The organism is Arthrobacter gandavensis (genome assembly GCF_015355785.1).
Classification (GTDB): Bacteria; Actinomycetota; Actinomycetes; order Actinomycetales; family Micrococcaceae; genus Arthrobacter_B; species Arthrobacter_B gandavensis_A.
Genome location: NZ_JADKYW010000005.1, coordinates 49,178 through 63,872, shown reverse-complemented (window position 1 = coordinate 63,872; position 14,695 = coordinate 49,178). Strand labels below are relative to the sequence as shown.

The window sequence follows — 14,695 nt, the reverse complement described above, 5'->3', positions numbered from 1 at the left end:
CGGTAGTTTTATTGGTATGCGATTCCTGCACACTTCCGACTGGCACCTGGGCCGTTCCTTCCACGGCGTGGGGATGCTCCAGGCGCAGCACGCCTTCCTGGACCAGCTTCTGGAAACCGTCCGCAGCGAGGAGGTGCACGCCGTCCTCATCTCCGGGGACGTCTATGACCGTGCCCTGCCCGGAGTAGACGTGGTTCGGCTGCTGGATGAAGCGCTCGCAGGGATCACGGCAGCAGGTGCAAAGGTGATCCTCACCAGCGGCAACCATGATTCCGCAGCCCGCCTTGGTTTCGGCGGACGTATTTTTGAGCAGGGCGGAGTGCACCTCAGGACAGGCATCGAAGCGATCACCTCCCCGGTCCTGCTGCGCGAGGGCACGGCCAATGTGGCGGTGTACGGCATTCCCTACCTGGAACCGCGGCTCGCAGCGCCCGAGCTTGGCGCCGATGTTACGCCCAGCCACGCCGGCGTACTGGGCGAGGCCGTTCGAAGAATCCGGCTGGACGTCCAGGAGCGCCGGGAGGCCGGTGAACCGGTCCTGCCGGTAGTCATGGCGCATACCTTCGCGTCAGGAGGCATCACCTCGGACAGCGAACGGGACCTGTCCGTGGGCGGAGTAGGTGCCGTACCGCTGGACCTGTTCACCTCCTTTACCTACACCGCGCTGGGCCACCTGCACGGGCGCCAGGAGCTGGCCCCGAACGTCTGGTACAGCGGTTCCCCTCTGCCGTACTCCTTCTCCGAAGCGCGCCAGGCGAAAGGAGGTCTGCTGGTGGACGTCAGTCCGTTCGGCCTGGCCGGGGTAGCACCCGTACCGTGGATGGCGCCGAAGCGGCTGGCCGTGCTTCGGGGAACGCTTGGGGAACTCCTGGAAGATCCGGCACATGCCCACGCTGAGGACGCCTGGTGCCAGGTCACCCTTACCGATGACATGCGTCCGGCCAAGGCCATGGAGCAGCTCCGGACGCGTTTCCCGGACACGCTGGTGCTTTCCTTCGATCCGGCCTCGGGTCCGCGGGGCGTCAACGAGAGCTACAGCCGGAGGCTGGCCAGGGCCACGGACGATCTTGATGTCTGCTGCGGGTTCCTGGACCATGTGCGCTCACGGGAAGCCTCGGCCGAAGAGCGGGCCGTGTTCGCCGAAGTGCTTCAGAAAGTCAGCGCTGCGGAGGCGGCCAAATGAGGATCCACCGGCTGGAAATGCAGGCGTTTGGTCCGTTCGCCGGCCGTCAGGAAATCGATTTCGATGAACTCGGTGCGCAGGGACTTTTCCTGCTGAACGGACCCACCGGTGCAGGAAAGACGAGTGTGCTGGATGCCGTTTGCTTTGCGCTCTACGGATCGGTCCCGGGCGCACGCCAGGAGGCACGGAAACTCCGCAGCGACCACGCTGCTCCGGGTGTTGCCCCCGAAGTCCTGCTTGATTTCAGCGCCGGGAACCGAAGGTTCAAGGTAATCCGGAGGCCGCAGTGGGAGCGCCCGGCCAAGCGCGCCGGCAGCGCCACCGGAACCGTGACCGAGCAGGCCCGCACCCTGCTCAGCGAACTGGTCCAGGGGGAGTGGGTGCAGAAGACCGCCCGCAATGATGAGGCTGCCACGGAGATCCAGGACCTGCTCGGGATGAGCCGCGAGCAGTTCACCCGTGTGGTGATGCTGCCCCAGGGCGACTTCGCGGCGTTCCTGCGCGCTGATGCGACCTCCCGTGCGGAGCTGCTGCAGAGGCTCTTTGGAACCTGGCGCTATGAGGAGATTGAACAGCAGCTCAAGTCCGAGGCTGAGGCAGCCAGGACGGAGCTGTCACTGGCCCAGGCCGATGCGGAACTCCTCCGCGCCCGGGCACAAAGCGAGGCTGAACGCTGCGCCCGCCTGCTGGGCAGCCGGGCTGCGGGTTCAGCAGCGCCGGCGGTCCCCCCTGCCGCAGAGCAGGAACCGGCTGAGGCCGGTTCAGCATGGATCAGCGCCGTGCGCGCTGCGGTTAGTGACCAGCTCTCGTCCCTGCGGGAGGCCCAGGCGGGAAAGATCACCGGATCCAAAGAGGCCGAGGACTTCCTGCACAGGTTAGAGGCACGCCGTGCGCGGGGACTGGCCAGGCTCCAGCTGGAGGCCGAAGAACGTGAACACGCCGCTCGGCAGGCCGCCGGCCTGCCCAAACGGGCACTGCTTGACTCCCATCTGCGGGCGGAAGGCCTTAAGGGCTACCTGGACGCGCTCACCTCCGCGGAGCACGGGTTCCGGCGCGCGGAAGCTGCAGGACACAGTGCGCTTGCTGCCCTTGGTGCCGCAGCCGCTCCGGCAGGCCTTGGGGACCTTATCCCGGAAGGAACCGCGGCTCAGCCTGCGCCCGGATCGCAGTTGCCGAACGCCGACGCACTGTCGGACCTGGAGGAGCGCACCGGCAAGGAACTGTCGGCGGCCGAGAACGCACTGGCTGATGCTGAACGCGCCGCGGAACTTGCTGCCCTGAAAAAGCGGGAAGCGGCCCGGGAAGCCCAGCTCCGCGGTGAAGCCGCAGGGGCAGAGGACGCCGCTGCCGCGCTCAGGGAAGAACAGGCTTCCCTGCGTGCGGCCCTGCCTGCGCTGCGGACCGGCGCGGCGGAAACGGACGCTGCCCGGCGGCGCATCCAGGAGGCTGCCGGCACGCTGGAGGTGATCCGCAACTATAAAACCTCCCACGCGGCCGCCCTGGAATCAGCGGAGCGCGCGGCGCAGGCCCGCGATCGGTTCCAGGATGCGCGCGGCAGGTGGCAGGACCTGCTGCAGCTGAGGCTGGACCAGGCAGCCGCGGAACTGGCTGCGTCCCTTGAACCGGGCGGGGACTGTCCCGTCTGCGGCAGCACCTCCCACCCTGCCCCGGCGCCCCTGCCGGAGGGCGGGCAGATCGTCTCACGCGAGGAGGAAGCAGAAGCCCGGGCAGCCAGCGGTGCCGCGGAAAAAGAGTGGGAAGCGGCACGTGCCTTGGCCGAGGCGGATGCTTCGGCGGCAGCTGCCCTCCGCGCCCAAGGCGGAGACTCAGATCCGGACGAAGCGCGGCGGGCAGGGGTCAAAGCGGAGGAAGACCTCCGTGCCGCGAAGAAGGCGGCCGCCGGGCTCGGCGAGGCGGAAGACCGGCTCCGGGCCATCGAGGCCGAACTCGGCCAGCTGGAGCAGGCACGCTCCAGCCACCTCCAGGCGGCCGCACAGGCACAGGCGCGTGCCGCTGCTGCTGAGGAAGAATCCGTCGAGCTGAGCCGAAGGGGCCCGGGGGACCTGTCAGACCGGGGGGCATTCGCTGCGCGGCTGGAGCAGCTCGAAAGCGTACGCCGCCTCACCGTCGCCGCCAGGAGCGCACTGCAGGCAGCCCGGCAGGCGGGCGGCTTCCAGGCCGAAGCAGCCCGGACGCTGCAGGACGCGCTGTCGGGGACTCCTTTCCCCGATGCCGGGGCGGTACGCGCAGCACTGCTGCCCGCGGCCGAGGCGGAGGAACTGCGTGCCGAATTCGCGGCACTCGATGCGCAGGCCGCACGCCTGGCCATGCGCCGGGAGGATGAAGAGGCGCTTGCGCAGCTGGACAGTGCGGGAGTACCCGAGCCTATGCCCAATGAGGAGGACGTCGCGGAGGCTGCCGAAGCCGCCGACGCGGCGCGTCAGGCCGTGTCCGACGGAGCGGTGCAAATCGGACTTCTGGAAGGATCGGCAGGTACCCTCGAGGACCTTGCGGGGCGGCTGGCCGGGGCGGAGGCTGAGATGGAACCGCTCCAGGTGCGCTGCAGCCTCCTGACGTCCCTCAGCGATACGGCGCGAGGCAACGGGGAGAACAACTACCGGATGGCGCTAAGCACCTACGTCCTCGCGGCCCGGCTGGAGCAGGTAGCCGCCGCGGCAACGGAGCGGCTCGCGGCAATGACCGGCGGGCGGTATTCCCTGGTGCACGACGACTCAAGGTCCGGAAACCGGAAGGCGGGGCTTGGCCTGCATGTCATTGACGACTGGACGGGTGTGCGCAGGGACACCTCAACTCTCTCCGGCGGAGAGTCCTTCATGGCTTCCCTGGCCCTTGCCCTGGGCCTGGCGGACGTTGTCCAGCAGGAATCCGGCGGGACCAGCATGGAAACCCTCTTCGTGGATGAGGGATTCGGCAGTCTCGACGAGGAAGCCCTGGAACAGGTGATGGACGCGCTGGAAGGGCTGCGCGACGGCGGACGGGTGGTTGGCCTGGTCAGCCACGTCAGCGAGATGAAGCAACGCATCAGCGCGCAGCTGCAGATTAGCCGCGGCCGCAACGGTTCAACCGTGAGTTACCGCACCGTGGATGCGCTGCCGGTCTAACAGGTCCGGCCGGCGCGGATGGACAGTGCCCGGAAGCGGCCGGCCAGCACTTGCCCGGACCGCGCCCGCCCTGTACGCCAGGAGCGAGCATGAGCCGCCGCAGCGATTCCGGCGGGGTAAGATCGGCATGTATTCGGGTCGGGCGCATCGGGAGGAGGGACGATGCGCGCTTTTCGCCTGAACTGAGTACCGCATGAAACCTTTTACGTCTGACGAGCCGTCCGGCCCCGAAAATCCGGCGCCCGCTGCACCGGACCTCACCGTGGGCAAGAACCACGGCTCTCAAACGCCTGGCCCGGAAACCCCTGCCGCAGCGCCGGGGAGAGGCCGCTACGGCCGCATTCTCCAAATCGCAGGGCCCGCGTTCTTCTCCATCGCCTTTCTTGCCCGGCTGCCGCTGGCGATGATCACCATCGGCGGCCTGACACTGGTCACCAGCATCTCGGGTTCCTATGCACAGGGCGGTTTTACCGCTGGAGCCGTGGGAGTGGGATCCGCCCTGGGCGGTCCCGCACTTGGCTACCTTGCGGACCGCATCGGCCAGCGCAAGGTGCTGCTGGCTGCCGCCGTCGCCAATCCGCTCCTTATCATCGCGGTAATACTGACTGCCCTGCAGCTTCCCGACGGCGGTCCGTTCGCTGCCGTCCTTGCCGCAGCCTTTGGCATGGGAGCCACCGGTCCGCAGGTCGGGCCGCTGGCAAGGGTGCGCTGGATGGCACTAACTTCCCGGGACCGGACCGGACGGGAAATGGGTACAGCCCTGTCATACGAGAGCATGGCCGATGAACTGAGCTTCGTACTTGGCCCGGCACTCGTGGGCCTGCTCGCCGCCGCAGTCGCTCCGTGGCTGCCCCTGGCGCTGGCGGCCGTGCTCTCGGCCTCGATGGTCAGTGCCTTCGCCTTCCACCGCTCCGCAGCCGTCGTCGTCCCTGCCCCCAGGCGCGGCAGGGAGAAGATGACGACGCCGAGTGCCCGCCGGGCGCGCGGCAGCACTTCCTGGGGCCTGCTGGCACTGCCGATCCTGGGCATGGTGGCCATGGGCACCTTCTTCGGATCAGCCCAGGCATCCCTGGCCGCCTTTGGCGGAACCTTCGGAGCAGCTGATGCCGCCGGGCTGCTGTACTCGATCATGGGAGTCAGCTCCGCCGCAGCCGCGCTGTCAGTGGCGTTCTGGTCCCAGCGTTTCAGTCAGTCCGCGCGCTGGGTGGCTTCAGCCGCGGCAATGACGGCAGCAGCCCTCCTCTTGCTCGTCCCCTCAGGCATCCCCGGCATGCTTGCTGTTCTTTTCGTCCTGGGCATCCCGGTGGGCCCAACAATGGTGAGCATCTTCGGCATTGGAGCTGAGCTTGCGCCCCGGCACCTGATGGGCACTTTCATGACCCTCCTGGCCAGCGGCACGGTTGCCGGCACGGCAGTTGGATCAGGGCTGGCGGGGCCGCTGGCAGAAGCCTTCGGCCACCCGGCAGCGTTCCTGGTCAGCGCCGGTGCAGCAGCATCACTGCTAATCCTGGGCCTCGCTTCTGCCGTCGCCGTTCGGCGGGCCAAGGACCCAACAGCATAGCCCGGCGCTGCCGCGCAGAAGCGGGTTGCCGGCACGGCGCGGGTAACATTACGCAACCGGTCTCGATTGTGTTTCCAATCACTTATTTTCCTTGACGGGAAGTGACGCATTTCATAGCGTTTACCTGTAGAACTTCTGTTCAACATACGAACATTCCAGCACAAGCAGGTTTTCAGGAATGGCGGGTGAACCGGAGTTCTGGCCCTGCGGCCGTCTTCGCGGGGTTCCACCGTACAAGGAGCGCTTTAAGTGAAACGCAATGCCCCCGTCCTCCTGGCCGCAGCGGCCGCTTTGACCCTCAGCGCGTGTGGAGGCGGATCCCTCTCGGGGAACGAGAGCACAACAGGCACAGAAGACACCTCCGGCCTCACCACCCTCTCGGTGGGGATCATGCCGATCGTTGATACTGCCCCCATCTGGCTGGGCAGGGAGCAGGGATTCTTTGAGGCCGAAGGGCTGGACCTGGACATCCAGACCACCACGGGCGGCGCTGCTGCCGTGCCGGGCGTGGTAAGCGGCGACTTCGACTTTGCCTTCGGCAACGTCGTTTCCGTGATGGTCGCCAATGACAAAGGGCTGGATATCGAGCTGGTCTCGAACGGCAATTCGACTACCGGAGACACGTCTTCGGATTTCGGCGCCGTAGTCGTTCCCGCCGGATCGGATATCCAGACCGCGGCAGACCTGGCCGGGAAGACAGTCTCCGTCAACAACCTTTCGAACATCGGTGACACCACTATCCGCAAGCTCGTGGAGAACGCCGGCGGGGACCATGAGAGCATCAAGTTCGTCGAGGTTGCTTTCCCCGACGCACCCGCCGCCGTCGAGTCAGGCCAGGTCGACGCCGCCTGGATCCTTGATCCCTTCCTGACCCAGACCGTTGAAGACGGTGCCCGGGTTATCGCCTACAACTTCGCCGAAACGCACCCGAGCCTGGACATCAGCGGCTACTTCACCACCTCCGCCTACATCGAGGAGAACCCCGAGACCGTCGAGAAGTTCACCCGGGCCATGAAGAAGTCACTGGAATATGCACAGGAAAACCCCGACGCTGTCCGGGACATCGTAGGTACCTACACGAAGATCGACGAAGAAATGCGCGCCAAGATGGTCCTGCCTGCCTTCCACGCAGATTTCGACCGTGAAGGCCTGGCGATCCTCGGTGAAGCAGCAGCCAGCTACGGCACGCTGTCCAAGGCTCCGGACCTGGACGCCATGCTTCCGGCACAGGACTAGCAGCGCGCCCCCTCCGTCCGGTTCGAGAAGAACGAGAGCATATGAAATCCGCTAAACGTCTCCCCACGGGGCCGTTGCTGGGGCTGGCTGGAATCCTCGGGTTCCTGCTGACCTGGGAACTGATTCCCCGGCTTGGAGTGGTCAATCCCCGATTCCTGCCTCCGGCCAGTGAGGTGCTGGGAGTCTTCATCAACAACCTGGGCCTGGGTGCGTTCTGGGCCGCCGTCGTGGACACCATGACGGGCTGGTTCCTCGGCCTCCTGATCGCCACCGTCGCGGCCGTGGTCCTGGGACTGGTTATCGGCTCCAGCAGCTTCCTGCGCAAGGCAACCAACTCCACCATCGAGTTCCTCCGCCCCATCCCGTCGGTGGCGCTGATTCCGCTGGCCGTCCTGCTGTTCGGCTTCCGCATTGAATCGACGCTCCTGCTGGTGGTCTACGCCTCCTTCTGGCAGGTCCTGATCCAGGTCCTCTACGGGGTAGCGGACGTGGACCCGGTGGCCAACAATACGGCCAAGAGTTTCGGCCTGGGCCGCCTGGCAAGAATCCGCTACGTCGTGTGGCCAACCACGCTTCCGTACCTGATGACCGGCGTGCGGCTTGCCGCTGCCGTGGCCCTCATCCTGGCAATCACCGCGAGCCTGATCATAGGTTCGCCCGGCCTGGGCAAGGAGATTGCGAACGCCCAGTCCGGCGGTGCCATCGCCCAGATGTACGCACTGGTGCTGACCACCGGTGTGCTGGGCATCCTGATCAATATGGGCATGCGCGTTGTTGAACGCCGCACCTTGTCCTGGCACAGCTCGGTCCGCGGGGAGGTAGTGGTATGAACACGCTCAAGAAAGCGGGCTACCTCGTAGGACTGCCGGCACTGCTGATCTTCATCTGGTGGATCAGCACCCAGGGCAGCACGAACTTCTTTGTCCCGAAGCCCGGCACCCTGGTGGAGAAGTTCGTGACGGTCTGGACCTGGGACCGCATCATGACGGACGTCATGCCCAGCCTCATCCGCCTCGTAACGGGCATCGCGCTGGCCATTGTGCTTGGCACCGCCCTGGGAATCCTGGTGGGTACCACCCGCTGGCTGCGGAGCCTGATGGAACCCGTGCTGGAATTCTTCCGGGCGATCCCGCCGCCGGTGCTCATTCCGGTCCTGATGCTGCTGATCGGCATCAATGACCAGATGAAGATCGCCGTCATTGTCTCCGGCTGCATCTGGCCGGTGCTCCTGAACACCATTGAAGGCGTCCGCGCCGTTGACGGTGTGCTCAGCGACTCCGCGCGGACGTTCCGCATCAGCGGGTTTGCCCGCCTGCGCTACCTGGTGCTTCCCAGCGCCAGCCCGCAGATCATGGCCGGCGTCCGCCAGTGCCTGTCAATCGGCCTGATCTTGATGGTCATCTCGGAAATGTTCGCGTCCTCCGAAGGCCTCGGTTTCACCATCGTCCAGTTCCAGCGCTCCTTCGCCATTCCCGAAATGTGGAGCGGCATCGTGGTCCTTGGCCTGATCGGCGTGGCCATGTCATTTTTGTTCCAGTGGTCCGAACGCCGCATCCTCGGCTGGTACCACGGTTTGAGAGAGGTAGAACATGCAGAGTAATCCCACGGAAGGTTCCGTCCAGCCGCTGCTGTCGGTCCGGGGCGTCCAGAAGATCTACAAGGTCGATGCCGGGGAGATCGAAGCTGTCCGCAACCTGACCTTCGACCTTCGCCCGGGTGAGCTCGTCTGCCTGGTTGGCCCTTCGGGCAGCGGCAAGACCACGCTGCTGAAGATCATCGCCGGCCTGATGGCTCCTACCTCCGGCGAGGTGGTCCTGGCGGGGAAGAAGGTCACCGAGCCGCCGAAGGACATGGCAGTCGTCTTCCAGGAATACGGGCGGAGCCTCTTCCCCTGGATGACGGTGCGCGGAAACGTAGAGCTTCCGCTTAAGAACGCGGGGATCGCCAAGGTCGAGCGCAACCAGCTGGTGGACAATGCCCTGGAAGCCGTGGGCCTGGCACACGTGCCCACCAGCTATCCGTGGCAGCTCTCCGGCGGCATGCAGCAGCGCGTGGCCATCGCGCGCGCCGTCGCGTACCAGCCCAAGGTGCTGCTCATGGATGAGCCGTTTGCCGCCGTCGATGCCCAGACCCGGGCGGACCTCGAAGACCTGGTGCGGAGCGTGTGGGAGAAGCTCGGCGTCACGATCCTGTTCGTCACCCACGACATCGACGAGTCCGTCTACCTGGGGGAGCGGGTCGTGGTCCTCTCCAGCTCGCCGACCGTAGTGCAGGAGGACATCGTGATCGACCTTCCGGAGAAACGGGACCAGCTCACCACCCGGTCGCTTCCCCGCTTCGTGGAGCTTCGCAACCATGTGTACGAGCAGATCCAGGTTGCCAAGCAGAACAAGGGCCAGTCCTCTTCCCTTGCTGCCGCGGCCCCGCGGACCACGGTCCCTCACGTTCCGGCAGCCACGCACGGAGTGCTGGCTGACGGAAGCGGTGCCGGAGACGGCTCCTAGCCTGCAGTCGAAGCGGCTGCAGGACAGGGCCGGTGGTTCCCTCCATGGGGGAGGAAATCACCGGCCCTGTCCTGTGCGCGGCCGGAGGCCTAGTATCGGAAGTCAGGCGCCTGCCTGCCGGTTTGGCGGGCAGGTCACCCAGGAGAGGAAAACATGACTGATGCAGGCAAGGGAATACCCGAGGAGCAGGACAAGAACGGCGGAGCAGGTCCGGAGGGCACCATCCCCGAGTCAGGTGACGGGGTAGCCGCGTCCAGCACTGATGAGGCATCCAGCTTCGAACCCGAAGAGGACGCAGACGCCGGTTCCTGATCCGGGCTGACCCGGTCTGGCTGGGCCGGAGGCCTAGCCCAGGCTCGGGGCGTGCGAGGGGGGCAGCGGGATATAGATGTTTCCCGTTGTCACTCCGCCCGTGCAGACTTCCTCGGCATCGGGTTCGTCAACGTCGGAATGCGGGACGGCTGTCTCCGGCTCCACGGCGAGGGCGCGAAGGGCCGACGCTGCTTCGTGCGCAGCCGGCCGGGCATCCGGGAGACGGTTGGTCATCGCGCGGAGCAGCTCCACCCACTCCGGACCGAGGGAATCGGGTATCTCCGGATCGCGCAGCAGCCGCGCGACGGCGGCTTCAACAATGGGACCGGGGAAGGCTTTCTCGCCGGTCAGGGACTCCAGCAGCACCAGGCCCAGTGAATAGATGTCGGTGGACGGCGCCACTGTACCGCCCTGTGCCTGTTCAGGGCTGAGGTAGTTGGCCGTACCGATCGTAGCTCCGTGCGCCGTTGCGACGGTGGCTTCGACGAGGCGCGCGATGCCAAAGTCGGTGAGCTTGGGGTACAGGCGGGAGTCGTGCTCCTGGGGATAGAGCAGGATATTCGCCGGCTTGACGTCCCGGTGGATCACGCCCTTGGAATGCACGTAGGCGAGGGCGTCAGCCAGGTCTGCTCCGAGCGAAGCCACCGAAACTGCCGGGAGCGGCCCGGACTTGAGGGTGCGGCGCAGGTCGGGCCCGTCCACCAGTTCCATGACCAGGTAGTTCAGGACCTGGCTGTCGTCCTCGTGATGCTGGCCCGCGTCCAGCAGCGTGACGAGCCCGGGATGGTTCAGTGTCGCCAGGAGCAGCGTTTCGGTGTGCTGGCGGCGGTAGTCGTCGTCTTCCTGGACCGAGGAGCGGAAGACCTTGACGGCTACTTCGCGGCCCAGGTTCTCATCCATCGCCCGGTGCACGGAAGCAGCGCCACCGGTGCCGATCAGGTCGGTGGTGCGGTAACGCTGCCCCAGGAATAAGTCCACGGGCGTCCTCACTTAGGGGTTGAACTGCGGGGATGGAACATGGATGGATGCTGCACCTAATGGTCGGGAGTAAATCGAAAGCACACTTAGTAATTCAATTTCAGTGTACTGACTATTCGATCCTATCCTGCGAAGACACCCTTACAGTTCCGTTTTGGACCGCTGTAACCAAGTCTTGACCTAAGTCAGGGGGCGGACGTTCAGGAATTCCACAGCCGCGTTCTTGAAAGCCCGCGATGTCACGGCGTTGGCGTGCCGGCGGCCGGGGAGCATGAGCAGGTCCGCGTGCCCGTTAAGTGCCGCGAGCTCGGGCGCCGTCACGGCCAGCTCGTCCTGTTCACCGGCTACCAGCAACAGCGGCATGGCAGGTACGGCTGATGCCGGGCGGAAAGGTTCTTCCTTGATTGCCTCGATGAGGGTTAAAAGGGCATCCAGGTTATTGCCGGGCACAAGCTGGGCCATCCGCAGCAGATCGGCGCTCACGGGATCCGCAAGCGGGGTCCCGTGGGCAAGGAACTGCCGTGCACCTTCCAGGTCGAAGTCCGCCAGCGGGTCCCCGGCTCCCGGTCCGCCCAGAACCATGCGGTGGACCAGCCCGGGAGCGGCTGCACCCAGTTCCCATGCCAGCCGCGAACCCAGCGAATATCCGACCACGTCCACGCCGGAGGAGGGGTCGTCTTCGGCGAGCGGGCGCACTCCAGCCTCTGCCAGCAGGTCCAGCAGGCGGGCCCGGATCCGGCTCGGACAATAGTGCTCCCGTTCCCGGGGCGCCTCGCTGCGCCCGTGTCCGGGCAGGTCAACGGTGATAACCCGCCGCCCGGCCCCGGTCAATGCGGCGATCCAGCCCGTGGACTCCCAGTTCAGCTCCGTCGAGGAGGCAAACCCGTGCAGCACCAGCACGGGACGCAGCGAATCACCGCCGCCGGGTTCGTGGACTTCGCTGTACAGGGCAGGAGCAGTTTCGACGCCCGTACCCACGCTTAGTCCTCGTCCAGGACGGCGGAGAGCCGGACCCGGCGCCGTGCCGGTGCTTCCTGCGGGACGGTGCCGACAATCCCGGCAGTGTCATCCGGGACCTCGAAGACCACCAGGGGCTCGCCCACGTTGATCTTCTCGCCGGCTTCTCCGTAGATCCGGGCAACGACGCCGGCCTGGGGGGACGGCAGCTCGACGGCGGACTTGGACGTTTCAACCTCCACCAGCGGCTGGTTGCGCTCCACCTGGTCGCCGGGGGCGACCAGCCACTCCAGGACGGTTGCTTCGATCAGGCCTTCGCCAAGGTCGGGCAGGGGAAATGAAATTTCAGCCACGCCGGTACTCCAATACTCGCTGGATCCCAAAGAGGATGCGGTCAATGTTCGGGATGTATTCGTCTTCCAGGTCACCCGAGGGATACGGTACGTCGAATCCGGTGACCCGTTCCACCGGAGCCTTGAGTGTGTCGAAACAGTGCTGGGTAATGAGCGCGGCAACTTCCGCGCCCAGCCCGGCAGTGAGCGGGGCCTCATGCACGACGACGGCGCGCCGGGTCTTGGAGACCGAGGCCGCCAGTCCTTCGGCGTCGACGGGCTTCAGCCAGCGCAGGTCCAGGACCTCGATGTCGATTCCGTCCTCGGCGGCGAGCTCGGCGACCTGCAGGCAGCGGGCAACCATGGCGCCCCAGGCCACCAGGGTCAGGTGCCTGCCCTCGCGAACCACGTGCGAACCGTGCAGGTTGCCGGGGGTGCCCGGGTCCACGGTGTCCTTCTGCCAGTAGCGGGACTTCGGTTCCATGAAGATGACGGGGTCCGGCTGCGCTGCGGCGTGCTTGAGCAGATGGTAGGCCTGGTGCGGGTTCGAGGGTGAGACTACCTTCAGCCCCGGAACGTGCGCGAAGAGCGCTTCGAGTGATTCGCCGTGATGTTCCGGTGCCCGGATTCCGCCAAAGCTCGGTACACGAAGGGTCACCGGCATCGGCATGGTGCCGCGGCTGCGGTAGTTCATCCGGGCCAGCTGGGTGATGATCTGGTTGACCGCCGGGTAGGCGAATCCGTCGAACTGGACCTCGGGGATGGGATGGAAGCCGGCCATGGCCAGGCCTACGGACATCCCCAGGATGCCGGATTCCGCGAGGGGCGTATCGAAGACCCGGTCAGCGCCGAAGCGCTTCTGCAGTCCGTCCGTAATACGGAACACCCCACCGAGCCGTCCGACGTCTTCCCCAAGCACGATGGCTTTGGGGTCATCGGCGAGGATCTCGGCCAGCGCCCGGTTCAGGGCAGCCTGCATGGACAGGGTTTCGGTGGAGTCCGAAGCGGAGCCGGAATCCATGGGGCGTACTTCTTCGGTCAGCTGGCTAGACATGTTCGGATTCCTCCCGCCAGGCGCGGGCCTGGGCCTTGAGTGCGTCAGTGGGTTCGGCAAAGACGAAGTCGAACATTTCCTGTCCTGGGCGCGGCTGGAGCGCCTGGATGCCATCCCGGACGGTGTCAGTGTGCGTCTTGGCCTCTGCGGCCGCGGCGTCCAGGAACGCCTGGTCGGCTGCGCCGGTTGCCAGCAGCAGGGCTGCCAGGCGGGCTACGGGATCCTCGCCGCCGTCGCGCCGCTCTTCGTCGAGCGTGCGATAGCGCCCCGGATCATCGCTGGTGGAATGCGGTCCGCGGCGGTAGGTCATTGCTTCGATGAGCACCGGCCCGTTTCCGGCCCGGGCATGTTCGAGGGCGGCGCGGGTGGCACGGACGACGGCGGGAGCATCGTTGCCGTCAACGGTAACCGAGGCCATGCCGTACCCGGCGGCGCGGGGTGCAACGGTGCCGCCGGCAACCTGCTCCTCGGTCGGCAGGGAGATGGCCCAGCCGTTGTTCTGGACGAAGAACACCACCGGAGCCTTGAGCACGCCGGCAAAGTTCATGGCTTCATGCACGTCGCCCTGTGAGCTGGCGCCGTCGCCGAAGTAGGTGATGGCGGCGGGCATCCCGCCCTCGGGACTGCCGGCGGCAAGCCGCTGGCCGTGGGCCCAGCCGACGGCGTGCAGTACCGAGCCGCCAACCACGGCCTGGATCGGCGCGAGCCGCGTGCTGACCGGGTTGTAGAGACCTCCGTGCCAGCTGGCCTTGTGAGTGGACATGTATTCGACCATGTCCACTCCCAGGGACAGGGCAACGCCCATCTCCCGGTATGTGGGGAAAGCGAAGTCTCGGGAGGCGTCGAGGGCGAAGGCACTGCCTACCTGGGCGGCTTCCTGCCCAAGCTCCGGGGCGTAGCCCGGGAGGATACCCTGGCGCTGCCAGGCCACGGCTGCCACGTCAAGGTCACGGGTTGCGATGAGCAGTTTGTACAGCTGGCGCAGTTCCTCGGCTGTGAGCTCCGGGATGCTCGTTGTGTCTAGGTCCATATGGAGAACGTAACCGGCATCACGTCACCATGCAAACAGCTATCAATGGTGTGTGCATACTGTACATATAGTGCACCTTGAGTGCTAAGTACCTATACAAAGTGTCCGTCCAAAACCCGCGATGCTCGGGCCGCACAGTTCCATCCGGCAGGGGATTCGGCCGCTTCCACCAAGCTGGCCGGCGGCCGGCCGCGCTACGTGCCCGTCCAGGACTGGCATTTATTTTATTACCGGGTATGGTCTGGATTGTCGGTTCTTCAGCAAATGCGAAAAACCGCAGTGGATAAAAGCAAGGCGGCACCGGATCATTCCGGAAAGTCGCTGGCCAGACGTCAAGGAGAACAAATTGTCCGGAAACGCCAAAAAGCCAGGTAAGTCCATCAAGGAGAAGCGCGCGGAGAAGCGCGCCAAGTCTGCGGGCGCCGA

General features: G+C 65.9%; 13 protein-coding genes. 8 read left to right on the top strand and 5 right to left on the bottom strand.

From position 1 onward, the window contains the following. Nucleotides 1-16 precede the first annotated feature (16 nt). From ITX31_RS05365 to ITX31_RS05330, 8 genes are all read left to right on the top strand, one after another. Nucleotides 17-1,183: an exonuclease SbcCD subunit D gene (locus ITX31_RS05365; protein ID WP_194782467.1), complete on the top strand. Its 1,167-nt coding sequence runs from the start codon at nt 17-19 to the stop codon at nt 1,181-1,183. Then, on the top strand, nt 1,180-4,305 hold the full coding sequence (locus ITX31_RS05360; protein WP_194782466.1) for an AAA family ATPase: 3,126 nt from the start codon (nt 1,180-1,182) through the stop codon (nt 4,303-4,305). The genes ITX31_RS05365 and ITX31_RS05360 overlap by 4 nt, the downstream gene beginning before the upstream one ends. 193 nt (nt 4,306-4,498) lie before the next feature. Continuing rightward, on the top strand, nt 4,499-5,866 hold the full coding sequence (locus ITX31_RS05355; RefSeq protein ID WP_228529078.1) for an MFS transporter: 1,368 nt from the start codon (nt 4,499-4,501) through the stop codon (nt 5,864-5,866). Between the two features lie 249 nt (nt 5,867-6,115). Continuing rightward, complete coding sequence (locus tag ITX31_RS05350; protein ID WP_194782465.1) at nt 6,116-7,102, top strand: ABC transporter substrate-binding protein; 987 nt, start codon at nt 6,116-6,118, stop codon at nt 7,100-7,102. Between the two features lie 41 nt (nt 7,103-7,143). Continuing rightward, complete coding sequence (locus ITX31_RS05345) at nt 7,144-7,932, top strand: ABC transporter permease (protein ID WP_194782464.1); 789 nt, start codon at nt 7,144-7,146, stop codon at nt 7,930-7,932. Beyond that, on the top strand, nt 7,929-8,702 hold the full coding sequence (locus ITX31_RS05340; RefSeq protein ID WP_194782463.1) for an ABC transporter permease: 774 nt from the start codon (nt 7,929-7,931) through the stop codon (nt 8,700-8,702). Before ITX31_RS05345 ends, ITX31_RS05340 begins: the two co-directional genes overlap by 4 nt. After that, nucleotides 8,692-9,606, top strand: coding sequence for an ABC transporter ATP-binding protein (locus ITX31_RS05335; RefSeq protein ID WP_194782462.1), 915 nt, complete (start codon nt 8,692-8,694; stop codon nt 9,604-9,606). The genes ITX31_RS05340 and ITX31_RS05335 overlap by 11 nt, the downstream gene beginning before the upstream one ends. Nucleotides 9,607-9,759: 153 nt before the next feature. Then, the gene (locus ITX31_RS05330) at nt 9,760-9,918 is read left to right on the top strand and encodes a hypothetical protein (RefSeq protein WP_194782461.1); all 159 of its coding nucleotides are present in this window, start codon (nt 9,760-9,762) and stop codon (nt 9,916-9,918) included. A gap of 33 nt (nt 9,919-9,951) precedes the next feature. On the opposite strand, the gene ITX31_RS05325 is transcribed toward ITX31_RS05330, so the two are convergent. The 5 genes from ITX31_RS05325 to ITX31_RS05305 all read right to left on the bottom strand — a co-directional run bounded on the left by ITX31_RS05325 (nt 9,952) and on the right by ITX31_RS05305 (nt 14,269). Continuing rightward, a complete protein-coding gene (locus tag ITX31_RS05325) occupies nt 9,952-10,896 on the bottom strand; it encodes a serine/threonine-protein kinase (RefSeq protein WP_194782460.1) in 945 nt (314 codons plus the stop codon). A 180-nt stretch (nt 10,897-11,076) separates the two neighbouring features. After that, entirely contained in the window at nt 11,077-11,874 is a 798-nt protein-coding gene (locus tag ITX31_RS05320) for an alpha/beta fold hydrolase (protein WP_194782459.1), read from the bottom strand. 2 nt (nt 11,875-11,876) lie between these two features. Beyond that, complete coding sequence (locus ITX31_RS05315; RefSeq protein ID WP_091603573.1) at nt 11,877-12,206, bottom strand: biotin/lipoyl-containing protein; 330 nt, start codon at nt 12,204-12,206, stop codon at nt 11,877-11,879. Beyond that, nucleotides 12,199-13,239 carry an alpha-ketoacid dehydrogenase subunit beta gene (locus tag ITX31_RS05310; protein WP_194782458.1) on the bottom strand — a complete coding sequence of 347 codons (1,041 nt, stop codon included), beginning with the start codon at nt 13,237-13,239 and terminating at the stop codon, nt 12,199-12,201. The genes ITX31_RS05315 and ITX31_RS05310 overlap by 8 nt, the downstream gene beginning before the upstream one ends. Then, the gene (locus ITX31_RS05305) at nt 13,232-14,269 is read right to left on the bottom strand and encodes a thiamine pyrophosphate-dependent enzyme (RefSeq protein WP_194782457.1); all 1,038 of its coding nucleotides are present in this window, start codon (nt 14,267-14,269) and stop codon (nt 13,232-13,234) included. The genes ITX31_RS05310 and ITX31_RS05305 overlap by 8 nt, the downstream gene beginning before the upstream one ends. Nucleotides 14,270-14,695: the final 426 nt, after the last annotated feature.